The 22,479-nt window shown below is 60.4% G+C and carries 20 protein-coding genes; 8 read left to right on the top strand and 12 right to left on the bottom strand.

Annotated elements, in window-relative coordinates:
- Positions 1-568 precede the first annotated feature (568 nt).
- Complete coding sequence (locus B7E02_RS00820; protein ID WP_143336673.1) at positions 569-2,059, bottom strand: LGFP repeat-containing protein; 1,491 nt, start codon at positions 2,057-2,059, stop codon at positions 569-571.
- Between the two features lie 260 nt (positions 2,060-2,319).
- Here B7E02_RS00820 and B7E02_RS00815 point away from each other — a divergent pair, with 260 nt between their 5' ends.
- Both B7E02_RS00815 and B7E02_RS00810 read left to right on the top strand, forming a co-directional pair.
- A complete protein-coding gene (locus tag B7E02_RS00815) occupies positions 2,320-3,468 on the top strand; it encodes a sensor histidine kinase (RefSeq protein WP_143336584.1) in 1,149 nt (382 codons plus the stop codon).
- A gap of 101 nt (positions 3,469-3,569) precedes the next feature.
- Positions 3,570-4,211 (top strand): response regulator transcription factor, encoded by a 642-nt coding sequence (locus B7E02_RS00810; protein ID WP_080794330.1) that lies wholly within the window; start codon positions 3,570-3,572, stop codon positions 4,209-4,211.
- 1 nt (position 4,212) lies between these two features.
- On the opposite strand, the gene B7E02_RS00805 is transcribed toward B7E02_RS00810, so the two are convergent.
- Genes B7E02_RS00805 through B7E02_RS00795 form a run of 3 tightly spaced genes read right to left on the bottom strand, consistent with a single transcriptional unit; the run spans position 4,213 to position 6,421 of the window.
- Positions 4,213-4,557: a metallopeptidase family protein gene (locus tag B7E02_RS00805; RefSeq protein WP_080791873.1), complete on the bottom strand. Its 345-nt coding sequence runs from the start codon at positions 4,555-4,557 to the stop codon at positions 4,213-4,215.
- The gene (locus B7E02_RS00800) at positions 4,554-5,600 is read right to left on the bottom strand and encodes a septum formation family protein (RefSeq protein WP_245802112.1); all 1,047 of its coding nucleotides are present in this window, start codon (positions 5,598-5,600) and stop codon (positions 4,554-4,556) included. Before B7E02_RS00800 ends, B7E02_RS00805 begins: the two co-directional genes overlap by 4 nt.
- Positions 5,601-5,635: 35 nt before the next feature.
- A complete protein-coding gene (locus B7E02_RS00795) occupies positions 5,636-6,421 on the bottom strand; it encodes a GntR family transcriptional regulator (RefSeq protein WP_080791867.1) in 786 nt (261 codons plus the stop codon).
- Positions 6,422-6,518: 97 nt separating this feature from the next.
- Here B7E02_RS00795 and serS point away from each other — a divergent pair, with 97 nt between their 5' ends.
- From serS to B7E02_RS00780, 3 genes are read left to right on the top strand one after another with little or no spacing between them, the layout of a single operon-like run.
- Positions 6,519-7,778, top strand: a complete 1,260-nt coding sequence (gene serS / locus B7E02_RS00790) for a serine--tRNA ligase (RefSeq protein WP_080791864.1) — start codon at positions 6,519-6,521, stop codon at positions 7,776-7,778.
- A 15-nt stretch (positions 7,779-7,793) separates the two neighbouring features.
- Positions 7,794-8,633 carry a lysophospholipid acyltransferase family protein gene (locus B7E02_RS00785; RefSeq protein ID WP_080791861.1) on the top strand — a complete coding sequence of 280 codons (840 nt, stop codon included), beginning with the start codon at positions 7,794-7,796 and terminating at the stop codon, positions 8,631-8,633.
- A gap of 9 nt (positions 8,634-8,642) precedes the next feature.
- Positions 8,643-9,479, top strand: coding sequence for a Cof-type HAD-IIB family hydrolase (locus B7E02_RS00780; protein WP_080794327.1), 837 nt, complete (start codon positions 8,643-8,645; stop codon positions 9,477-9,479).
- Between the two features lie 10 nt (positions 9,480-9,489).
- On the opposite strand, the gene B7E02_RS00775 is transcribed toward B7E02_RS00780, so the two are convergent.
- The 5 genes from B7E02_RS00775 to B7E02_RS00755 all read right to left on the bottom strand — a co-directional run bounded on the left by B7E02_RS00775 (position 9,490) and on the right by B7E02_RS00755 (position 15,614).
- A complete protein-coding gene (locus B7E02_RS00775) occupies positions 9,490-10,785 on the bottom strand; it encodes an alkaline phosphatase family protein (protein ID WP_080791858.1) in 1,296 nt (431 codons plus the stop codon).
- Positions 10,785-12,176 (bottom strand): ABC transporter substrate-binding protein, encoded by a 1,392-nt coding sequence (locus tag B7E02_RS00770; RefSeq protein ID WP_080791856.1) that lies wholly within the window; start codon positions 12,174-12,176, stop codon positions 10,785-10,787. Before B7E02_RS00770 ends, B7E02_RS00775 begins: the two co-directional genes overlap by 1 nt.
- Before the next feature lie 55 nt (positions 12,177-12,231).
- Positions 12,232-13,164 carry a carbohydrate ABC transporter permease gene (locus B7E02_RS00765; RefSeq protein WP_080791853.1) on the bottom strand — a complete coding sequence of 311 codons (933 nt, stop codon included), beginning with the start codon at positions 13,162-13,164 and terminating at the stop codon, positions 12,232-12,234.
- A gap of 2 nt (positions 13,165-13,166) precedes the next feature.
- A complete protein-coding gene (locus B7E02_RS00760) occupies positions 13,167-13,979 on the bottom strand; it encodes a carbohydrate ABC transporter permease (RefSeq protein WP_218672364.1) in 813 nt (270 codons plus the stop codon).
- A 519-nt stretch (positions 13,980-14,498) separates the two neighbouring features.
- Complete coding sequence (locus tag B7E02_RS00755) at positions 14,499-15,614, bottom strand: ABC transporter ATP-binding protein (RefSeq protein WP_080791848.1); 1,116 nt, start codon at positions 15,612-15,614, stop codon at positions 14,499-14,501.
- 259 nt (positions 15,615-15,873) lie between these two features.
- On the opposite strand from B7E02_RS00755, the gene glpK reads away from it, so the two are divergent.
- The gene (glpK, locus tag B7E02_RS00750; RefSeq protein ID WP_080791846.1) at positions 15,874-17,403 is read left to right on the top strand and encodes a glycerol kinase GlpK; all 1,530 of its coding nucleotides are present in this window, start codon (positions 15,874-15,876) and stop codon (positions 17,401-17,403) included.
- Between the two features lie 34 nt (positions 17,404-17,437).
- Here glpK and B7E02_RS00745 read toward each other — a convergent pair whose 3' ends face one another.
- From B7E02_RS00745 to B7E02_RS00740, 3 genes are all read right to left on the bottom strand, one after another.
- A complete protein-coding gene (locus tag B7E02_RS00745; protein WP_245802111.1) occupies positions 17,438-18,655 on the bottom strand; it encodes an HNH endonuclease signature motif containing protein in 1,218 nt (405 codons plus the stop codon).
- An 84-nt stretch (positions 18,656-18,739) separates the two neighbouring features.
- A complete protein-coding gene (locus tag B7E02_RS14560; protein WP_245802110.1) occupies positions 18,740-18,928 on the bottom strand; it encodes a hypothetical protein in 189 nt (62 codons plus the stop codon).
- A 154-nt stretch (positions 18,929-19,082) separates the two neighbouring features.
- Positions 19,083-19,898: a sensor histidine kinase gene (locus B7E02_RS00740; protein ID WP_179129620.1), complete on the bottom strand. Its 816-nt coding sequence runs from the start codon at positions 19,896-19,898 to the stop codon at positions 19,083-19,085.
- Positions 19,899-20,938: 1,040 nt separating this feature from the next.
- Here B7E02_RS00740 and B7E02_RS00735 point away from each other — a divergent pair.
- Together B7E02_RS00735 and B7E02_RS00730 are read left to right on the top strand one after the other, a co-directional pair.
- On the top strand, positions 20,939-21,766 hold the full coding sequence (locus tag B7E02_RS00735) for an alpha/beta-hydrolase family protein (protein WP_245802109.1): 828 nt from the start codon (positions 20,939-20,941) through the stop codon (positions 21,764-21,766).
- A gap of 9 nt (positions 21,767-21,775) precedes the next feature.
- Positions 21,776-22,429 (top strand): response regulator, encoded by a 654-nt coding sequence (locus B7E02_RS00730; protein WP_080791841.1) that lies wholly within the window; start codon positions 21,776-21,778, stop codon positions 22,427-22,429.
- The last annotated feature ends 50 nt before the right edge of the window (positions 22,430-22,479 follow it).

Genomic DNA, 22,479 nt, shown 5'->3' with positions numbered 1-22,479 from the left:
GCGTAGGTACATGGAAGAACTCCAACAATCCGTTCGGGCGTGCCTGTGTAGATAATCTGCAGGTGTTGAGGGTTTGACTGCTCTGATTCACAATGCATCGTCACGACCCTTCCATTAAAAGCTCGACCTAGCAGTTCTATCCGATCCTGCAGTTTTCCTCGCCGGTAGGTAGGGCTTAGACACAGCAACAACCTTCCATGCCCACCATTCGGTCAAGCCAGATCCGATGTCACCTATCCGTCCAGCAGACCCCTCTAATTCGGCTCCAAGTAGGATAGATAACCTCTGACAACTTTAAAGTCAGGTGCTTCCTTTTCTATTAGATCTGAAATGGCATCTCCTTCTCTCGCCCAAACGAACTGGTCGAATCCAGATCGCCATGTGGTCATCTCGCCTTCACCAGCATTGACGAAGTTCTTTCTCCACGAATCAAGCCAATTGTTCAGCCGTTCTTTTAGTGATGTGCTTAAGAGAAAGCTATCGGGTGTGAGGAAAGCGCCGTGATGTGCCGGGATGACAGGGGAACTAGACCACAGACCCCACGGAGATCCATAATCAGGATTCAATTCTAAGGTCTTACGAGGTACCGACACTTCGACCATTCCCTCCCGCCTTCACCACTGGTATACGCAGTCCGGACGTTATTGGAATTGTTCCAAACTACAACCCAGCTTCTCGTTTTTGTGTAGGTATTATAGCGAGTCCTTCCATAGGTCCCAATCTCATTCGGCTCCCACCTTTCTGAGGAAGCGAGAGTCGCCGCAACGCAAACCTGAAAATCCCTCCAGACGCCGATGGTTAAGTTGTTGGGCATGTGTCTCGCAAAAATGTGACGAAAGTCTTTGCAGTATAGATTCTGCCCTGTTTTATGGAAGAACGTAAGGCGGCCGGTATCGTAGCCCCCAACACACTCCCACATATCATCATAGTTTTCGCCCACCTCCTTACCGTCAGCGGTGTACGCGACTCCAGTGATCTCGGGACCTGACGAGATCCGACCGCCTTGAAACTCCTGATGCTCTTCGCCAGTAATCTCGCCTGTAATGTCTGAAATAGGGTACCCGTAAGAGCCATTCTCATATCCGTTTTCTGCCCATTTCTCCAAGACCGGTCCGTAAACTGCATGCGCGCCTGAAGTGGGCGACCAATACAAAGAGCCCCATTGAAAGACACTGAAACGACCGAGACTATCTGGAGTGCCTGCTTCATCTGCGATGGGAAAGCCAAGAGCACCACTAGGCCCGCCTTCTTCAAGCCATTTGTCCAAGATCAAGCCATTGATACTAGCGACCTGGAATCCATTGGTTATCTGGGATCGGTAGATGCGTCCGCCCTGGAAGGTTTGCACCCATCCGTTAGCTTCACCTTCAATGGGAGTGGATCCTGTGACAGGTACTTCTCCGCCGGTGGGGTAGCCCATCCACCCGGATTCCCATCCGTTTCGTTCCCAGACCTGCGCGTTGCGGTTGGTCACAGCATGCGCACCGGTCGTGGGGTGGTAGTAGATGAACCCGTTCATGAACCGCTGACGATACCCCTGCCCGTCAGGGTTCAAGGTCTGGTTTTCAATCGGTGCCAATAGCCAGCTTGTGGCCCCACCCAGTTGGTTGTAGCGCTCGAGAATAGCCCCACATACCTGGTAGGGCGAGAGCCAGAAACTCTGGCATTGCGCTGCCGCAGCCAGACCACGGGCCTGCGGGCGAGAGCGTTCCTGCGAGAGCTTAATCTCAGACTCGTCTGCTGTTGCCTTATCCACACGTGCTGGTAGGTCAACCTTGTCTGACCACATTTCCCCTGGAACCAGCTCATCCTTGGGTGGCCCGGAGTTCTCCGCCTGACGGATGGCTTCCTGGATTTCTGCGACCTCGTCGTCGGTGTATCCGCCGACCCCGTCAACAACCGGTGGCCTTACGGGGTCTTGTTGGAACTCCTGGACATAAGCGTCGTGCTGCTCTGGGGTGATTACCCGCTCCGCCTGTGCACTGGCTACAGGCGCGGTGATTCCTGCGATCATCAACGCTGCGGTGAGGATACCGGTGGCTCGTCGTCGTAGTTTCACGTCCAAATCCCTTCCATTCTGAGATGACAATGTGGACGCCCTGAACATAACCGCAGAAACCCTTGAGAAGTCGTTGGAGGCGGTATTTTCGTGGCTTTTCACCCGAACCCAGGGGGTACCAAAGGTATACATTTCGGCCTTTTCCTGGGGAAACGGTGCGCTGGGGAAAAGGCGCTAGGGGAGTTGATCAGTGGGCAATAGAGTTATTGCTTGTCAGGCACCGCACGGGTGTCTGTCAGTGGGATGTTTTAGGAGTGGTGGTGGATCGACAACCGATAGGCCAACTACTTCTTCGCGCCACAGCCCATGCTCGCGCTGAATCGTTTCTCGCTGTCGTGATCATTGCTTTGTCGTTGTTGTCGCCTGCAGCCATGCCGTGGGGTATCCTCATTGAGTTTTTCACTGCGTGCATTATTCCGTTGTTGCTGGTTAGGGGTGGATGGGCTGTAATCCCACTGTGTGTCGTCGGTGTGCTGGTGACAACTAGCTTGGGCGAGCATCTTCTGCTGTCGGGGTTGATTGTCTACGTGGCGGTTCAGTATGCGATCGCTGCGGGTAGAGCGGTTCTTGGATCGATCATTTCCCTGCAGTGGATGATTATCGCCTATGGAATCGCATTGTCCACTGGCCCAGCAGTTTCTGATATCCCAGGCATAGTCTTCGAACTTGCTCTCCTGGGTATTGCAGCAGGTATCGGTTATTTTCGCCTCCAGATGACAGCTCAATCCGTGCGTCGAGAACGGGCTCAGCGACAAGTCCAGGAGGCTCTTCGGGTGGGGTTGTCGCGATATCTCCATGACAGTCTTGCCCGGTCGCTGACGATGATCACTATCCAGGCCGATAGCCTCGAGGAGGACCCGGAGGATCCGGTAGTCACCCGGCAGTCTGCGCGCATGATAGCGACCGCTGGGCGTGCGTCGATCCGGGATCTTCATGAACTCATGGCACAGCTTGCGGAGACGGATTTCTCGTCCACCTCGTCGATCGGTGTGTGGCATACGGCATCGATCGGGGAAACGATCGCTTCGTCGGCGTATCTTCTTGACACCGCAGGCTTTGACGTTGAGTGTGACGGCATTGATCCGGGAATGCGGATAGATACTGCTGTGGAAACCGCCTTCGCTTTGGTGTTCAATGAGGTCACCGCCAATATCATTAAGCATGCACCGCAACGCTCAACGGTGATAATCGACGTGGTCGATCGTGATGGATGGATCGATGTTGGTGTCTCAAACCAGCGGATGGCAGTGTCTAGTTCGCCCAACACGATTGGTGGCTTTGGGATGGGCTTGGGCAATATCCGGGCGAGATTAAGGGATGTGGGTGGGGCTGCGTCAATGTCATCTACGTCAACTACCTGGCAGGTCACTTTGATGGTGCCAGTGAAAACTACTGTGAAGGAAGTCTAGAAATGCTTCTCCTGCTTGAGCTTGTGCCGCTTGTTGCTACTCAGAGCTGGCTGTGTGATACGTTTCCGAACTTGCCGGTGTGCCGCCCTTAGTTGGTCCTGATGGCACAAAGGCAGGGCTCTCCCATTCGGGTGTTGGTGGTCGATGACGAGGTGTTTTTCCGTGACTCGTTGTCTGCTGCTCTCGCTGCCTCCGAGGACATTTCAGTAGTTGGCGTTGCTGACAATGGCCTGCAGGCACGGGATTTCCTACTGTCGAATGAAGCGGAGGTGGTGCTGTGCGATGTTCGGATGCCGATCATGGATGGCGTCGGGCTGACTGAGGAGTTGTCGGCTCGTGGGGCCTTGGCCAGGGTGATTGCGGTGACGTCGTTTAATGAGGATCAGGCGATGCTGCGGATGCTGCATGCCGGTGCGTGGGGGTTTGTGTTAAAAAGTGCCCGGCGCAGGGAGATTATTGATGCAGTTGTTGCCGTTGCGGCTGGGGGTACGGTTATTTCCCCGGTGGCTGCATCAAATTTGCGTCAGTATTTGGTGTCGCCGTTGAGCACGTTGTCGGTGGAGTTAAGTGATCGTGAACGGTCTGTGCTCGGGTTGTTGCATCAGGGTAAGAGTAATCGCCAGATCGCTGGTTGCCTTGGTGTGTCGGAGGTGTCGGTGAAAAAGACGATGTCTGGGTTGATGCGTACCTTTGATGTGTCCAGTCGAGTGAGGCTCATCGCCGTCACACGTGGAGCACATTGAGCTATCCGTAGCCCAGCCGGTGCAGATCCTCCTCGCTGAGCCCGAAGTAGTGTCCCACCTCGTGCATCACCGTGATCCGCACCTGCTCGACGAGCTGTTCCTCGGAATGGCAGTAATCCTGCAGGGCACCCTTGTAGAAGGTGATGGTGTCGGGGAGGCCGCCGTGGTCGAAGGTACGTTCCGGCAGCGCCACCCCGTGGTAGAGGCCGAGGATGTTGCGGGACTCCTCGTTGTAGTCATCGATGAGGATCACCACATTGCGCATGTGCCGGAGAAAAGCCTCGGGAATCGTGTCCAGCGCCTGATCCACAAGTTCCTCGAAGCGTTCCTCGCTCACCTCGATCACGGAGTCGCTCCCGCGCTGCTGCGTAGAGGCTCACGCTCCGGTTGCGGGGGCGGTGGTGTGCCGTTGATGGTGAAGGCGCCCCGTGCGGAGCCCTGCAGACTGTTGAAGGTTGCATTGCCTCCGGTGGATGGTGACATCAGATAGCAGTTGACGCTGTTCGAGCCTCCGACCCAGGAGTTGGCGGTGAGGGTGGGCCAGAAGGTCTGCAGGGTGGACTGGTAGAGGTTCTCCTCGCCGCCCAGGTAGTCAATGGCCGCCTGGGTGCAAGTGTTACCGAGGAAGCTGTTCTGCTCCTCGGTGCTCGGCACGCCGTTGGGAAAGGGGACGGCCAGGTTGACGGTGGATACCGCCTCAAGGTGATGGTCCCCGGCGCAGTCGACCTCGCGGAACTCCGCTGAGGATTCCACCCGGATGCAGGCCCCGATTGCGAACACCCGTGACTGATCGTTGGCGGAGATCGGTCCGACCGTCAATTGCGGGGTTCCGTTGGAATCGGTGGCCTGCAGTCCGCACAGCATGGTTCGGTCGCCGGCGGCCCAGGCTTCGGCGGAGGGCAGGATCGGGGCTATGGTGTAGCGGCCGGCAGGGTCGAAACGCCCGTCCAGGTAGGCGAGGGTGGGGGCCTGGCAGAGTTCCTCGCGCAGCTGCGCCTGCCTGGTCAGGTTCGGAGGGGCGGCGGAGGGGCCGAACTCGGAGCTGGGGTACGCGGCGAGATCCTCGCGCGCGGAGATTTCGAAGCGGTGCTCCTGGTCGCAGCTGACCTGATCGAATCCGGAGACCTGACCGTCGTCATTGACGTCCCAGGTTGCGCAGGCTCCGACATCGGCGGTGGTGAAGGATGCCACCTGGGTGGTCGTGGGGGAGGACGCCTGGGTGACGGGCTGTGCGACCCGGCCCTCCGGTGAATTCTGATTGATCGAATAGGAGTAGGCGCCGACGGCGGCGGTGCCGGCCAGGGCGGCAACAAGCATTGTTCTCACCGCGAAGGCGGAACGGGCGCCACGGGGGTGCCCGGTGTTGGGGTTCTCTGTGCCTGTACTCATGATTGTCACCATCATGCCACGCAGAGGGTGCGCGGCTAAAGATCCTCCGAGCGGGAAACAAGGGTTTTCAGGGAGTAGCGGTCGGTGCGGTACAGCGACACGCACCATTCAACCGGTTTGTCCACGGAAATGGACTGGCGAAGAATCCGCAGCAGGGGGGCGCCGGGTGGGACATCGAGCAGTTGTGCCGATTCCTCATCGGCGGCGACCGCGGTGACTGTTTGTTCGGCTTCGGTGACCGGGACGTGGTACACGCGGTCGAGGATCGCGTAGACGGAGTTGTAGACATCATTTTCCAGCAGATCCGGTGCCACATTGGCGTTGTACCAGCCGTTGTCGATGGCGTAGGGGCGGCCGTTGCCCAGCCGGAGCCGACGAAGGGTGATGTGCTGGTTGCCTCGGTCGGTGCCGAAGAAGTCGGCGATCTCATCGGGGGCGGGTCCCCTGGATGAGGACAGGATCCTGCTCGAGGCGCTCAGGTTCTGGGCGGCCATCTCCGCGGAGAAGGAGGCCAGGTGGAGCCGGGAGACCAGCGGGGCGTGGGCAACGAATGTGCCCTTTCCCCGGGCCCGTTTCAGCCGGCCCGATGCCACCAGGTCCCCGATGGCGCGCCGGACCGTGATGCGGCTGACACCGTACTTCTCCTCAAGCACCCGCTCGCCGGGCAGCATGTCCCCGGGTTGCAAGACGGTGGTGCACACCTCCTCGAGTATTTCGCGGAGCTGTTGATGCTTCGGCTTCGGCCCGTCGTTGAGTATCCGGTGTGGGAGGGCAGCGGATCCGGCTGGGACATCCTCGGGTGCGCGCTCGGCATCAGACATGTTTTTAACTCTAGTCTATCTGGTCATAACCACGTGGATGAAACCGCTTTTGGCCTCAAGTATCCGGGGGTGCCGTGTCCACGGTAGATTGAAGTTCATGATTGATCTGAAATTCCTCCGTGACAATCCCGACGTCGTTCGCTCCTCCCAGATCACGCGTGGCGAGGACCCGGGCCTGGTGGACGAACTAATCAGTGCCGACGAATCCCGCCGCGACGCCATCAAGGTGGCCGATGACCTGCGCGCAGAGCAGAAGGCCTTTGGCAAGAAGATCGGTCAGGCTTCCCCGGAGGAGCGTCCCGCACTGCTTGAGGGCTCCAATGATCTCAAGGCCAGGGTCAGGGAGGCGGAGGCGGCGCAGGAATCAGCGGAGGCGGCGGTGCACGACCTGCAGATGAAGCTGCCCAACGTGGTCACCGGCGCGCCCGCCGGTGGTGAAGAGGATTTCGTGGTCCTGGAGACGGTCGGGGAACCCCGCATCTTCGATTTCGAGCCAAGGGATCACCTGGAGCTCGGTGAATCGCTCGGCCTGATCGACATGAAGCGTGGCACGAAGGTCTCCGGCGCCCGCTTCTACTATCTCACCGGTTACGGCGCGCTGCTGCAGCTTGGAATGCTTCAGCTGGCGGCGCAGAAGGCCACCGCGGCGGGTTTCACCATGATGATCCCACCGGTGCTCGTGCGTCCGGAGATCATGGCGGGCACGGGATTCCTGGGTGATCACTCCGAGGAGATCTACTATCTCGAGCGCGATGACATGTATCTGGTGGGGACCTCCGAGGTGGCGCTGGCCGGTTATCACAAGGACGAGATCATCGACCTCTCGGCCGGCCCGGTGAAGTACGCGGGCTGGTCCTCCTGCTTCCGTCGTGAGGCCGGCTCCTATGGCAAGGACACCCGCGGAATTCTGCGTGTCCATCAGTTCGACAAGGTGGAGATGTTCGTCTACTGCAGGCCGGAGGAGGCGGAGGAGCAGCACCGGCAGCTGCTCGGGATGGAGCGTGACATGCTCGCGGCCGTCGAGGTCCCCTACCGCATCATCGACGTCGCAGGTGGAGACCTCGGTGCGTCCGCGGCCCGCAAATTCGACACCGAGGCATGGGTGCCCACCCAGCAGACCTACCGCGAGCTGACCTCGACCTCGAATTGCACCACCTTCCAGGCTCGGCGTTTGCAGACCCGCTACCGCGATGGCAACGGCAGGCCCCAGATCGCGGCGACCCTCAACGGCACGCTGGCCACCACCCGCTGGCTGGTCGCCATTCTGGAGAACAACCAGCAGGCCGACGGCAGCGTCCTCGTCCCCGAGGCGCTGCGCCCATTCGTGGGCAGGGATGTCCTCGAGCCCGTGAAGTAGGCCGTCATGGAGAATATGACCAGGCGATTCGGATTCTGGGTCGATGAGAGCACATCGAAGGTGCCGCCGCATCCCACCGAGTCGAAGGAACTGCTCTACAACCGGATCATCATCAATGCGATCCGCGGCGTCCTGAAGGCACAGGGGCTGCGAATCTACATCCACGGTGCCGAGAACATTCCGGCCGAGGGCGGAGCACTTCTCGCAATCAACCACACCGGCTACTATGATTTCATCCTCGGCGGGGTGCCGGCCCTGCTGCGTGGCAAACGCCTGGTGCGATTCATGGCGAAGAAGGAGATCTTCGACACCCCGGTGGTCGGGGCCCTGATGCGCGGGATGCACCACGCCAGCGTCGACCGCGCCCACGGTGCCGGGTCACTCGACGATGCCATCAACAGGCTGCGGAACGGGCAGCTGGTGGGCATCTTCCCCGAGGCCACCGTCTCCCGCAGCTTCGAGATCAAGGGCCTGAAAACTGGGGCGGTGCGCATCGCCGCGGCAGCGGAGGTGCCGCTGATCCCACTGATCATCTGGGGTGGGCAGCGCATCATCACCAAGGATATCGAGAGGAATCTCGGCCGGTCCAGGACCCCGATCATCATCTCGGTCGGGAAGCCGGTCGATCCGACGGGTGAGCCTGAGGCGGCTACCGCGCGGCTGCACGAGGCAATGGTGACGCTTCTCGACGCCGTCCGCAGCGAATACGAAAGGGAGTTCGGTCCCTTCGCCGGAGGTGAGCCGTGGCGCCCAGCTTCGCTGGGCGGCGGCGCACCGGACCTGGAGCGCGCCGGACTGCTGGAGATCGCGGAACGTGAGCGTCGACAAGCAAAGAAAGCCAAACGCAGAAAGTAGTTGAAATTCATGCACGTTCCCGGCTCGGCTCCGCGGCTCGTGGCCAGCGACGTCGATGGAACCCTGATCAACTCCTCGGAACGTGTTCCGCGGCGGTTGCGCGAGGTCATCGCCCGGCTCGATGCGCACGGCGTTGCCATGGCGCTGGCCACCGGGCGGCCGGCGCGGTGGATCTTCACGGTGCTCGACCAGTTGTCGGTGCGCCCGGTGTGCGTCTGCGCCAATGGTGCGGTGCTCTATGATTCCGCTTCGGACCGGATCATCGCAGCGCATACCCTGAGCGCCGCGGATATGGGGTGGATCGTCGGTGCCGCGCGCGAGGCGATGGCCCCGCACGGAGGCATCAGCGTGGCGGTGGAACGCGCCGGTGCCTCGGCCTATGATCGCATCGATGAGCTTTTCCTGGTCACCCCTGAATATGTGCATGCCTGGGACACCGCGGAGCACGGTGTCGTCGAGGAGGCCGGGGTCCTGGCACAGCCGGCGACGAAGCTGCTGCTGCGCAGCGATGTCCTTGAATCGAAGCAGATGTTCGACATCATCCGGCCGGTCATCCCGGAGAACATGGCCCACGTCACCTTCTCCATGTCGGGCGGGCTGCTGGAGGTGGCGGCGCCAGGAGTAACCAAGGCGCTCGGGGTGTCTCTGCTCGCCGAGATGCACGGTGTGGCGCAGACGGACGTCATCTGCTTCGGCGACATGCCCAATGACATAGAGATGCTGCAGTGGGCGGGTCGCGGGGTGGCCATGGGAAACGCCCGCCCCGAGGTGAAGGGCGTGGCGGATTTCGTGACCGCGAGCAACAACGATGCCGGGGTGGCCGACGTGCTCGAATGGTGGTTCTGAGCAGGATCCCCTAGCGCAGGCCGGGGATCAGCAGCTCATCGATTGACCTGCCACGGGCGGTGGGCAGCGAAACGCCGAGCACCTTTGCGAAGGTCGGGGCCTCATCGAGGATCTCCCGGCGGCCGGCGTCGCAATCGGGAATGAACGCCGGTCCGGTTGCAAAGAAGACCGGCTGGTCCCCCTGCGTCGGATGGTGCCCGTGGTTGCCCAGGTAGCCACGGAAGTCCGGATCCTCGCGTCGCACCACGACGCGGCGGTCGAGTGCGCCTCCCACGATGACGCCTGGTTCGGATTCCACGACCCAGGTGAAGGGCCCGTCAAGTCCGTAGACCTCCCGGGCCTCCGTGGCGGTGAGGATCTCGCGTATCCGGTACCGGGGCTCCGCGACGATGTCCTCGAGCAGCTCCTCGATCTCGCGGCGGCGCTGCTCACCGATGCCTTCACGCAGGAAGATCTGTCCGGACAGCCCCGAGCTGTGGAGATAGACGTCCCAGCTCAAGAGGTTGTTCTCGGCATCGGTTTCGAGAAACCCACGGTCACGGAACAGGATGTTGAGATTGGTGTGCTGCACCGTTTCCAGCTGGCCATGGTCGGACACCATGATGATATTGGTTTCATCGGCGTTGCCCGAGTCATCGAGGCCTTTGAGGAGGACACCGAGCCGTTCGTCGATGATGTCCAGGGCCTCATTGACATGGGGACCGTTGGGGCCGTGCAGATGCCGGGCTGAATCCAGCTCAACCAGATGAATGAGCATCACATCCGGTTGATCCTCGCGGAGCACATCGGCGCCCACGGCGGCAGCGAAGGGGCCGTGGTTGGTTTTGGGCTCGGTGATGATGAGATCCCGATGTCGCTCGAAGAGCTCGAAGCCACGTGGAGAGGTCACCGCGCGCATTGTCTCCACGAGGCCTCCGGTGGCCTCGACATTTCCGATCTCGGGGACAACCACCTCGAAGGGGGCCCTCGCCGTGACGGGCCACTGGACAACCGCAATGCTCCGGCCTTCGGCGTGGGCCGCGTCGAGGAAGGTGGGTACCTTCAGGCAGGAGTAGTCCCAGAACCAGTCCGGATGGTCGATGCCCGGCTGCATCAGCACATTGTTAAACACTCCGCTCTGGGCCGGAGGGCATCCCGTCACCTGTGCGGAGTGGATCGGGTAGGTCAGGGTGGGGAAGATCGATCGGATCTGGGCGCGGGCGGCGCCATCAATCAGGCGTGCGAAGGAGGGGAGGGTGCGCGCGTATGCGACATCGACATCCTCCATCGCATCGACGGAGATCAGAAGAAGACGCTGATTGTTCATTACTGGACCTTCCTGATGGTGTCAGCGTAGCGGTTCATGCTCTCTTCGAGGGCCGACTGCAGTGCGGGTATCTGGGTGGCGGGATCGGCGTTGTCGCCGTACACGGAGGCCATGGTCTCATCGATCTTTTCCACGGGTGCCTCCCACCAGGTGATGGTGTCCGCGGTCTGGGCATTAACCACCTGATTCAGGGCGGTCTTGTAGTTCGGGTCCTCCGCCACGATCCTCTTCACAATGTCGGTGTCGCGGGCGGCGTTCACGATGGGCAGGTAGCCGGTGTCCTGATGCCACTGGGCTGACTTCTCCGGCTGTGCGAGAAAGCGGAAGAGTTCCGCGCAGGCGTCCTGGCGCTCCTGGGATTCGGCCTTGACGATGGAAAGGCCCGAACCTCCCGTGGGAACCTTGGGGCCGGCGGAATCCTTGCCGAGCATGAACGCGGTGCCGATCCGGAACTCGGCGGTCTTCTTCGCCCCGGCCAGGGAGGCCGTGGAACCGTGGCAGGCGGCGGAGATTCCGGTGGTGAAATCGGTGAATCCGGACTTGGCCATGTACCCGAATCCGTCGGTGTGGATGAACTTGCGCTTCCAATCAAGCCATTCCGCCATCGGGCCCTCATCGACCGTGACGGTGGTGTCACGGGAGAAGTTGCCGCCCCAGGCCCAGATGTGTGACTGGCCGTACCACTGGTCATCACCGCTGAACGCGAAGGCCTTCAGCGGATTGCCCCCTGCATCCAGCCGCAGGAGTTCCGGTGCCATCTCGGCGTACTCGTACCAGGTCCTGGGGCCCTCCTCCGGGAGGCCGGCCTCGAGGAAACGGTCCTTATTGTAGTAGAACAGCGGAGTGGAGCGGGCGAAGGGAACCACATATGTCTTGTCGCCGGCCATGCCCTCCTTCACGTAGTTCTGCATGTAGACGTCGAGTGACCAGGAGTCGTCGAAGTACCTGTCCAGCGGAACGAGGGCGTCGGACTGCCAGTACTGGAGCCACCGGTGCTCGGGGAAACAGACGATATCGGGAACCTCCCTCGCCTGCAGGGCTGCGGTGAACTTCTGGTAGAGGTCGTTGTAACTGCCCTGGGACTGGGCCGCGGCGTAGATGTCGGTCTGGGACTTGTTGAAGTCATCGAAGAGCTTTGTCAGGGCCTCGAAGTTGACGCCCGTGAAGGGTGCCCAGAACAGAATCACCGTGCGGTCGCGGTACTCGGCGGGAACCTCGACCGGGGCCTGATGGAAGTCGGTGCGTAGAGTGGTTTCCTCGGCAGAATCGGAGCCTGTGTCGCTGCCGGTGGACACTCCGACGCAGCTGCTCAGGCTGAGGCCCGCCGCACCGATACCCATGGCGGCAAGAACTGAGCGACGGCTGAGGATGAGATTTCTGGGATCGTTCATTGGTGTTTCCACATTCCTTCTTGGAGGTGATGACTTGGGGTTTGGGGGGCGGTTCTCAGCCCTTGAGCGCGCCGGCGCTGATGCCGCCGATGATGCGCTTCTGGGCAAGGAAGAACACGATGAGCATCGGGGCGGATACGATCACGGCACCTGCCATGACCGACCCCCAGTTGGTGTAGCCTTCCTGGCTCTGCAGGAACTTCAGACCGATGGGCAGGGTGCGCATCTCCACGGTGCTGGTCACGATGAGCGGCCAGACATAGCTGTTCCACTTGCCCATGAACACGATCAGGGATGCGGTGATCACCATGGGCGCGCTCATCGGAAGCACGATGGAGAACAGTTGGCGGAGATGGCCGGCGCCGTCGATCCGGGCGGAATCGATCAGCGCCTGTGGCACCTGTTGCATCTGCTGGTGAAGCAGAAACATGGCGAAGGCGGTGCCGACACCCGGCAGGATCAGCCCCTGGTAGGTGTTGAGCCAACCCAGGTTCGCGATGGTGATGTAGTTGACCAGCAGTGTCACGTGACCGGGGAGCATCATCGAGCCGAGAAGCAGGATGAACAGGGGGGTCTTGAAGGGTGCCCGGATGAAGGCGAATGCATAGGCGCAGAAGATGGCGAAGGTTACTTCAAGGACGGTACCCACGGTGCTCGTGATAATTGAGTTGACGAAGAATCGACCGAAGGGTGCCGTCGTCCAGGCGTCGACGAACCCCTGCCACGAGATGGAGCTGGGTATCCAGGAGATCGGCCAGGAATAGATCTCTGATTCCGGTTTCACCGCTGAACTGAACATCCAGTACAGGGGGATGAAGAAGGCGAGCATGGTCAGCAGGAGCAGACCGTAGAGAACAACCCTGGTGACAATCGTGGTGACCGTTCCTCGCCCGCTGGGGATTTCCGGGAGCGGGGTGCCTTCGCCGCGATCAGGTGCCGTGGGGGAATCAGCCGTCGGGTCCGTGGGTGTGGTGGTGCTCAGAGTCATGATCAGTCAACGCTCCTTTTGACATAGCGCATTTGTACGGCGGTAACGATCATGAGGAAGACGAAGAGCACCATCGACTGCGCGGCCGATGCCCCGATGTCGAAGTTGTGGAAGGCCTCCTCATAGATGGACCAGGTCAGTGTCGTGGACGAGATGCCCGGGCCGCCCTCGGTCAGGGTCGCTATGATGTCGAAAGCCTGTGCGCTGGAAATAATGCCGGTGATGAGCAGAAAGAAGGTGACAGGGCGCAGCAGGGGAATCGTCATGTTGGTAAACAGCTTCCATCCCTCGGCGCCGTCGACGGCCGCCGCCTCGAAGAGGTCCTTGGGAAGGTCGAGGATCGCGGTGTAGTAGATGATTGCCACGAAACCGATCTGTTGCCATGAGTAGGCGATGATGATGGCCCACAGCGACCAGGCCGATGTCGAGGTCCACTGCGGTGAGTTTTCACCGAAGAGTCCGAACAGCCAGCGGCTGAGACCGTAGTTGGGATCGAACATGAACAGCCACAGGATTCCGACCACCGCGCCCGGAATCATGTGCGGGGCGAAGGTGAGGGTGCGGGCGAGGCCGCTGAATCTGAGCCTTTTCGACAGGAGAAGACCGATGCCCAGGCCTCCGATGAGCGTGCCCACCACCGTTATTGCGGTGAACACGAGGGTGTTGGTGATGATCTTGGGGAACTGGGCGCTCGAGAACAGATCGGTGTAATTTTTCAGCCCCACCCATGTCATTGTGGGTTGGACGAAATCCCACTCGACGAGACTGAAGAAGGCGTTGTAGAGGGTGGGCCAATAGGAAAAGACCAGGATCACGGAGAGATTCGGGAAAATGAAGAGAAAGAAGGTAAGAGTTTCTTTCCAGGTGTATTTGCCGCGTTTTCGTGCCCGGGTCCCGGGTTGTGACGTCGCTTCCCGGAGCGGGGAAACGAGATCCCCGGGAGGTGCGGTAATGGACATATGAAGGAAACTCTTTTCATGGTCAAGATTGATGCCGCGACGTCAGATACAGTCGCGGAAGGAGGGCGCCAGATAGCTGCAAAATGGGTACCTGTGCACGATAAATGCAGGTCAGGCAGCATAAGTCTGGGGCCCTGAATCACCATATAGGTGCTGAATATAAACCGCGATGTATGTTACTGATTGTTCATTTGCGGTTTGAGGGGCGACAGGAAGGGGATTGGTATTATTAACCTTCGCTCCGTGTTCCGGGCTTTGTGTTCACCGTGGTTTGCCTGCTGTTCACCTTCATCCCTGATTTCGGGGGTAGCCGGGGTGGAGTCGATTCGGCGTGAACAAACTGTGCCTATCACGCGCTTTTCCAGTCCGGGGTGATCAGTTCATCGCGAACTCGACGCTGTTGTTGAGGCGGTTGCCGGTGGCGGGGTCGAAGAGGTGGAGGTGTTCCTCATTGATGGACACTCCGACGACGTCGCCCACCTGCGGGTGCCGGCGCCCATCGGTGCGAACCGTCAAATTGGACGGGTCCGCATTCGGGGAGATTCTGGTGGTGCCGTAGATATAGGCCTCGGAGCCCAGGACCTCGACGGCGGTGACGGTGAGCTCAACGCAGGTGTTTTCGCGGGAGGTGCTCAGCTGCATGTCCTCGGGTCGAATTCCCACCAGCAGCCGGCCGCGTTCGGTGGAATCCTGCAGCCCCCGGGGCAGCGTCACGGTGCTGCGCCCTATGGAGAGGCCGTCCCCGTAGACTGGGGCGTCGAAAAGGCTCATTGATGGTGATCCGATGAATCCGGCGACGAAAGTGTTCGCCGGATTGTCGTAGAGCTCGGAAGGAGTGGCGACCTGCTGGAGCTCACCGTCCTTGAGTACCGCAACACGATCGCCCATGGTCATCGCCTCGGTCTGGTCATGGGTGACGTAGACCGTGGTGATCCCGAGCTGCTTGGTCAGGCGGGAGACTTCCGTGCGCATCTGAACACGGAGGCGGGCGTCAAGATTGGAAAGTGGCTCATCCATCAGGAATGCCTTGGGTTCGCGGACCACCGCGCGACCCATTGCGACGCGCTGGCGCTGGCCGCCGGACAGCTCCTTGGGCTTGCGATCAAGAAGCTCATGAAGACCCAGCAGCGACGCCGCCTGCTCCGCCTTCTGTCGCCGCTCCTTCTTTGATACGCCGGCGATCTTGAGGCCGAACTCCATGTTCTCGGCGACCGTCATATGGGGGTAGAGCGCGTAGTTCTGAAAAACCATGGCGATGTCGCGGTCCTTGGGCGACACCCCGGTGACGTCGCGGCCCGCGATGCTGATGGTCCCCTCGGAGACCTCCTCAAGGCCGGCGAGCATACGCAGGGTGGTGGACTTGCCGCAGCCGGAGGGGCCGACGAGGACGAGGAATTCCCCATCCCGGATGTCGAGACTGAGGTTCGAGACCGCAGGACGATCCGATCCGGGGTAGTAGCACTGGACGCTATCGAAACTGATTGAAGCCATGGACATACTCCTGAGTGTTGGCGGTGAAGGGACACCGGCAGGTACGTGCCGGACGATCCGGGTGCGACCTTGACCGCGAAGCCCGCGGGGCGCCTGTCAGAAGGTACCGGCAAAGAGTGAACCCCATGGGAAGGGGACAAATCCATCAAGTGAAATCCTTCGGGTTCCGCAATGCGGCGCCATCGTGGCATGGGCGGCCATCGGCGGGTTTGCTGCAACTGCGGTGAATTTTGCCCCGCAGCATGTAAAGATAAGGGCCATGACAACGACGAAGGCAAACTCCTACATCGCGGCCATTGATCAGGGAACGACCTCGACCAGGTGCATCATCATGAATGCGGAAGGTGACGTGGTGTCCTCGGCCTCGAAGGAGCACCGTCAGATCTTTCCCGCCCAGGGCTGGGTGGAGCATGATCCGAATGAAATCTGGGACAATGTTCGATCTGTGGTCAGCCAGGCGATGGTCGCCATCGACATCACCGCCTATGCCATCGCATCGGTTGGTGTGACCAATCAGCGTGAAACCACCATTGTCTGGGATCGGGCCACCGGGGAGCCGGTGTACAACGCCATCGTCTGGCAGGACACCCGTACCGCGGACATCTGCCAGGAGCTCGCCGGAGAGGAGGGCCAACAGAAATGGTTGGGGCGCACCGGACTGCTTATCAACTCCTACCCGGCGGGGCCGAAAATCAAGTGGATCCTGGACAACGTCGAGGGGGCGCGCGAGCGCGCCGAGAGGGGCGAACTCTACTTCGGCACCGTGGACACCTGGTTGCTGTGGAACCTCACCGGAGGTGTGCTTGGCGACGACGGCGATCCGGCACTCCACGTCACCGACGTCACCAACGCCAGTCGCACCCTGCTGATGGATCTCAGGACCCAGGAATGGGATCCCGAGCTGTGCGATGCGCTCGGAATCCCGATGTCGATGCTGCCGCAGATCCGACCTTCCATAGGCGACTTCCGTTCGGTCCGCCACCGGGGCACTCTCGCCGACGTGCCGATCCGGGGCGTCCTCGGTGATCAGCAGGCGGCGCTCTTCGGCCAGGGTGGTTTTCACGAGGGGGACATCAAGAACACCTATGGCACCGGACTGTTCCTGCTCATGAATACAGGTGAGGAGCTCCGCTTCTCCGAGCACGGACTGCTGAGCACCGTGGCATATCAGCAGCAGGGGCGGGAGCCGGTGTTCGCCCTGGAGGGCTCCGTATCCATGGGCGGCTCACTGGTGCAGTGGCTGAGGGATTCACTCGGCCTGATCCCCAGCGCACCGGCGATCGAGGACATGGCGAGGGAGGTTCCCGACAATGGCGGCGTGTATGTGGTCCCGGCGTTCTCGGGTCTTTTTGCTCCCAGATGGCGCCCCGATGCCCGGGGCGTGATCACCGGATTGACGCGATTTGCCAACCGCTACCATATTGCGCGGGCGGTTCTGGAGGCCAATGCGTATCAGACCCGCGAGGTGGTAGATGCCATGGCAAAGGATGCGGGAAGCACCCTTGATGCGCTCCGGGTTGATGGGGCCATGGTGGAAAATGAACTCCTGATGCAGCTGCAGGCTGACATCCTGGGGATTGACATCATCCGGCCGGGTGATGTGGAAACCACCGCGCTCGGCGCGGCGTTCGCCGCCGGATTGGGTTCAGGGTTCTTCCACAGCACCGAGGAGATCGCTTCGTTGCTGTCGGAAAAGAAGGTGTGGAGCCCCCAGATGGGCGCGGAGGAGCGTGAACGCCTTTACGCAGGGTGGAATAACGCTGTCGAGCATTCCTACAATCAGGTTTAGGGTCGCCACGGTTTCGGTCGAGTCCGGGGCAGGTCTAGAACAGGTGGCCTTCGGGCGGGTCATCTCCGAGATCCGGCCATGATTGATTCCTGGTCCTCGCACCACCGGATTGTTGTTGGGCGAAGGATTCGTTGAACACAATCCCTCCGTCGGGGGGTTTGAATCCGACTCGCCCGGTTTTCGGATCAGTGTCGCAATGTCCCTGGTTCCGGAATCCATCGCGTTGATCCCGGTTGTTGCCGTGGTCGCGGCGGCAGAGGCCGGTGAGGTTCTCGATGTCGGTGGGCCCACCGTCGAACCAGGATCTGATGTGGTGGACATCGCAATTGCCGAGGGGTTCATCACAGTCGACGCCGGAGCAGACCAGTTGCGAGGCCAGTAGCGCCAGTCGTTGTTCCAGGGACGCTGAGCGGGAGGTTCGCCCGAGGTGCAGTGGCCTGCCCGATTTGGTGTCGAGCACCGTACCGAAGTCGAACTTGGCGGCGCCGAGTCGAAGGATCTCGAATGGTGTCAGTGCAACACCCTGCATGGTCGGGTAACGGTTGCCCGGGCCGGTGCTTTCCAGATCGGATATGTCCTTGGCGGAGAGGGAGACGACTATGGTGCCGATCCCGCCGCGGTTTTTCAGCGAATCCGAGGAGTACCTCCGGAGTATCTCTGCGAAGGCATCCGCCCTGCGCTGAGGTAGGGTCCGCTTGTCCTGGACCGTCGGATCCTCCAGAAGATGGCCCGGCCTGCCGGAGGGGGCAAGTGCGGCGGAGAGCATCACGATGACCTCGGCAGGGAAGTAGCCATTGACAAAGGCTCCACCGTCGGAGTCCTGCTTGGAGATGTTCAGTTTGCGCTTCTTGATCGCCGCGAAGGGATCGATGGTGGATGCATTGGCCTTATGGACCTGGGCACGAACCCATTGGCGAAGGTCCTCTGGGGTGCGCGATTCGGCCTGCTGCATGGCCCGGGCGAACAGGTCAGGGCGGGACGGGCTTGTCCCACCGTTGAGATGCCGGAGTTCCTGATTGATAATGTCCTGTTTCTCGCGGCTGAGTTTTTCCGCACGGGCGCGTCTGAGTGCCTCCTGCTTCTTGCGCTCCTCTTCTTCGCGACGGCGGCGCCGTTCCTCGGCACGTGCCCTCTCCGCAGCCTCGCGTTGGCGGCGCTGCTCCTCGGTTTCTTTGTTGAAACCGGAGTCCGGTTCTGAGTGATTCTCGGGCTCAGGTTCGGTGTCCCCGAAATACTGTTCAGCCAGCTGCACGCGGCGGAAAGCCTCGGAGCGGGAGATCCCGAGTCTCTTGATCAGGAAGTCGATGAAATTGATGGATCCGACAAGATCACCTGCCTAGGCGCGTTCCGCGGACTTTGCCACGCCGGCATCGATGATTGATTTGAGATTGACCACCTTTTCCAGTGCCACAAGTGCTTCGACGTTGTTCCTGAAGGCCTCTGCGGTGGGGTTGGGGGTGAAGACATCAATAATGCGGTTGAGTGCTGTTTCGATCTGCCGGACGTCATCCGCGATGCTTGACATCGTTCCCCCTTTCCCAAGTTAGCTATAATTCTACCAATTAAGGCAATAGAACACAAGAGCTATTTGAGAGTAGTTTAGTTATTTTACAGTGCTATTACTGCAACATAAACCGATCCCATGTTCTAATGTAAACGGGTGAGTGTTCCTTGGCCGATCACCGTTTCAAGGGTATCTCCGCCGTGACGGTAAAACCGCCATCTGATTCAGGCGTCGCCGAGAACGCACCTCCAACCGCCCGTACCCGCGTGGCCATGCCCTTAATCCCGGAGCCACCGGTGCTTTCCGGAGTCGGCAACTCGCCATTGGCGGCAGGGCTGTTTGTGATCTGCAGGTAAGCGAGGGGATTGTCCCGGCTGTCGCGTGCCTCCAGATCCGCCGTGACCAGTACCGCACCGCCGGGGGCGTGCCGTGACGCGTTGGAGAGGGATTCCTGAAGGACCCGGTGGAGTACCACCCCGGTTGCTTCATCCACATTGTTCAGATCGCCATTGATGGTCCATGCGATATCGACTCCTGAGCGTCTGGCATTCTGAAGGGTCGGCAGGATCTGACTGGCCCCGATCGGCGTGGTTGCCAGGGCCTCCGCATCGGAACGGAGTACACCGAGCATGCCGCGCACCTCATCGAGAGCCTTGCGGGCAGTTTCGGCGATGGCGTCAAATTCAGCATGAACCGCGGGTGTGACATTCTTCAACCGGTAGGGGGCCGATTGCGCCTGTACCACCACCATGGACATTTCATGAGCCACGACATCGTGGAGATCCCTGGCCAACCGGGTGCGTTCCTCCGCCGCAATCCGTCGGTTCGCCTCCTGGGTCCTCAGCTCGGATTGAAGCGCGAGCTCCACTGCGGAGGTTTCAAGGTCACGGCGTGAGGAGGTGAGTCGTCGAAGCAGCAGAATGAATGCGCAGATTGTCAGTACACCGATCGCCCATCCAAAGCGTGAATCCCAGGTGGGATTGACCAGCATCAAGGCAGTGGTCCCTACGAAAACCCACGGAAGCTCCTTTGATCGCACCGTCATTCCAGCCCAGATGAATGAGATTCCGAGAGCCAGATGGAAGGTCACCGGCCAGGCGAGGTGAAAATCGGGGTTTGCATGTAGTGGTGCTACGACGAGACAAGCTAGTGAAACGCCGGCCCAGGCCCAGAACGGGTGGAGTGGGCACAGGAGCAGTGGGGCCGTGCCGATCGCTGCGAGAATCGGCCACAAGTAGACAGGTGCGTCATGGGTCGCAGAGAAAGTCGGCCAGGTGATAGTGAAGAGGATCAGCGAGACCGGCACGATAAAGATCCACACTCGGTGTTGTGCAATCCAGGTGCGAGTGGAGCTTTTCCGGGGCGCAGGGGATTTCATAACTAGAACGATAGGGAACTTGGTTGCCGGAAGTCGTCCCTCTCAGGAGCTACTTTCACCTACCTCTATGGTGCTACCCCTCACTGTGATACCCCTCGGGAGGGATGAGGAAACCGCTCTGCAGGGGGATCTGCTCCGGTACATACCGTTCGTAGTGTTCGGTGCATGAAAGCAAACTGGGTTGTGAAACTGTCTGTTCTTATCGTCATTTGCAGCATCGCTCATGGGCAGGCTGCAGCGACTATGTCTGTCAACGGCAGCCAGAACGGTGCGGCGGTGGCCATCAGGCAACTTACGGAAACGGGCCGACTCGACGACGCATCCTCTTCGATCCTGGGTTACGCGCTCGGAGAGGAAGCCGGTTTCGCAACAAACCCGCATGGGTCATGCTCTTCACCCGTCCCGCTCCCGGAGGTGTTCGAACCCGCCTGCAGGACCCACGATCTTGGCTATGACCTTCTCCGTTCCACTGCCGAGGAGGGATCAAGTGTGCCGGCAGGAGCAAGACGGTCAATTGACCGTCAATTTTTCGGCCGGCTGTTCGAGTCCTGTGCCGGGGAGGGGGCGGGCTGCCGGGTCATGGCTGGTGTGGTGGTGTTGGCAGTTGGAGCCAACACCATTCGGCAGCGCGGCGGAGTGCCCGTGGAGGAGTCATGGCCATGGTCATGAGGCAGCTGTCTTTGGTTTTGCTCGTTCTTCTGATGTGGCCGATTCTGTGGTGGGTTTTCGACTCCGGTCCGCTGTCGTCCTCCCCGAGGATGGTGTTGACCGAAGGCTCAGCGGTCGGAGGAGTGCGTGTATATGGTGATCACCGCGAGCTGAGCGACGAGGATGCGGCGCGGACCACGGTGGATGATCTGGAGTCCGCGGGCGGTTTCAGCCGGCGGGTACTTGCGGTCGCGATTCCCACCGGATCCGGATGGGTTGATGACATGCAGATTGAAGCCCTGGAATCCTGGGCCGAAGGAGATATTTCGACCGTGTCCATGCGCTATTCGGCCGCTCCTTCAGCTGTGGTCTATCTGCTTCACAGGGATCGCGCCATAAATTCGGTACGTGCACTCCTGACTGAACTGAAGATGCGACTCGATCGAATGCCGGAGAATCTTCGTCCCAAGGTTATCGTGCAGGGTCAGAGTCTTGGTGCCTACGCCGGAGAGGTAGTGCTGCGGGATCCCGGGCTGGACAGCTTCATCGCAGTCCGGATTTGGCAGGGCCTTCCCGGCGGCGCGACCACGTCCGCATCCAATCAGGCACCACGGCACACACCTGCTCGAGCAGCCGAAACCTGCACGCTTTCCGTAGTCAATGATGATGACCCCATCGCCAAACTTGGACCTGACTTGATCGGCGATCCCGAACTCATCAGCACGCTGCGCGCGATCCCCAGATCCCATCTGCAACGACGAGGAACCGGCCACAGCTACCTGCCCGCGCTTCCTCCCATTGGCTGCATACCCGCAGCTGAAGAGGTGCATTAGACTGTGGACATGACTGTCTCAGTGCTCATCGCAGATGATCAGGCCATGGTCCGTCAGGGTTTCGCAGCGCTTCTCGACGCCCAGGATGGCATCACCGTCGTCGGTGACGCGGCAGACGGTGAGCAGGCGGTCAAGGCGGTTGAGGGCCTCCGGCCCGATATCGTCTTCATGGATGTGCGGATGCCCAACATGAACGGACTCGAGGCGGCCGAGCAGATACTCACCCGTGGCCATGATCCGCTTCCGAAGATCGTGATGCTCACAACCTTTGATCTTGATGATTATGTCTATGAGGCACTGCGCCTGGGCTGTTCGGGGTTCATGTTGAAGGACGCTCCCGCGAATGAACTGATTCGGGCGGTTCATGTGGTGGCGGCAGGGGAGGCACTGCTCGCGCCGACGATCACGCGCAGGCTCATTGCTGATGCGGTCGCCCGTCGGTCCCGTCCCCGTCATGAACCCAGAATTCTGACCACCCTGACTCCACGGGAGCGTGAGGTGCTGGAGCAGATCGCTACCGGCCGTTCCAATGCCGAGATCGCGGACAAGCTTTTCGTGGCGGAGGAGACCGTGAAGACTCATGTGGGTCGGGTACTGCAGAAGCTCCAGCTCCGCGATCGGGCTCAGGCTGTGGTGTTCGCCTACGAAAACGGAGTGGCCTGAAACGGCCTGAACACGGCTCAACGGGCGTCAACAGAATTGAGCCCCGCCGA

Origin of the sequence: Corynebacterium pacaense (assembly GCF_900169525.1) — a bacterium.
GTDB classification, from domain to species: Bacteria; Actinomycetota; Actinomycetes; order Mycobacteriales; family Mycobacteriaceae; genus Corynebacterium; species Corynebacterium pacaense.
Note: the sequence above shows the minus strand (reverse complement) of the source record. Positions and strands in the feature narration are given on the sequence as shown.

Coding starts and splice junctions, on each gene's coding strand:
- B7E02_RS00810 (WP_080794330.1), top strand. CDS start 3,570: ATGGCACAAAGGCAGGGCTCTCCCATTCGGGTGTTGGTGGTCGATGAC.
- B7E02_RS00800 (WP_245802112.1), bottom strand. CDS start 5,600: ATGAGTACAGGCACAGAGAACCCCAACACCGGGCACCCCCGTGGCGCC.
- B7E02_RS00795 (WP_080791867.1), bottom strand. CDS start 6,421: ATGTCTGATGCCGAGCGCGCACCCGAGGATGTCCCAGCCGGATCCGCT.
- serS (WP_080791864.1), top strand. CDS start 6,519: ATGATTGATCTGAAATTCCTCCGTGACAATCCCGACGTCGTTCGCTCC.
- B7E02_RS00785 (WP_080791861.1), top strand. CDS start 7,794: ATGACCAGGCGATTCGGATTCTGGGTCGATGAGAGCACATCGAAGGTG.
- B7E02_RS00780 (WP_080794327.1), top strand. CDS start 8,643: ATGCACGTTCCCGGCTCGGCTCCGCGGCTCGTGGCCAGCGACGTCGAT.
- B7E02_RS00775 (WP_080791858.1), bottom strand. CDS start 10,785: ATGAACAATCAGCGTCTTCTTCTGATCTCCGTCGATGCGATGGAGGAT.
- B7E02_RS00770 (WP_080791856.1), bottom strand. CDS start 12,176: ATGAACGATCCCAGAAATCTCATCCTCAGCCGTCGCTCAGTTCTTGCC.
- B7E02_RS00765 (WP_080791853.1), bottom strand. CDS start 13,164: ATGACTCTGAGCACCACCACACCCACGGACCCGACGGCTGATTCCCCC.
- B7E02_RS00755 (WP_080791848.1), bottom strand. CDS start 15,614: ATGGCTTCAATCAGTTTCGATAGCGTCCAGTGCTACTACCCCGGATCG.
- glpK (WP_080791846.1), top strand. CDS start 15,874: ATGACAACGACGAAGGCAAACTCCTACATCGCGGCCATTGATCAGGGA.
- B7E02_RS14560 (WP_245802110.1), bottom strand. CDS start 18,928: ATGTCAAGCATCGCGGATGACGTCCGGCAGATCGAAACAGCACTCAAC.
- B7E02_RS00740 (WP_179129620.1), bottom strand. CDS start 19,898: ATGCTGGTCAATCCCACCTGGGATTCACGCTTTGGATGGGCGATCGGT.
- B7E02_RS00735 (WP_245802109.1), top strand. CDS start 20,939: ATGGCCATGGTCATGAGGCAGCTGTCTTTGGTTTTGCTCGTTCTTCTG.
- B7E02_RS00730 (WP_080791841.1), top strand. CDS start 21,776: ATGACTGTCTCAGTGCTCATCGCAGATGATCAGGCCATGGTCCGTCAG.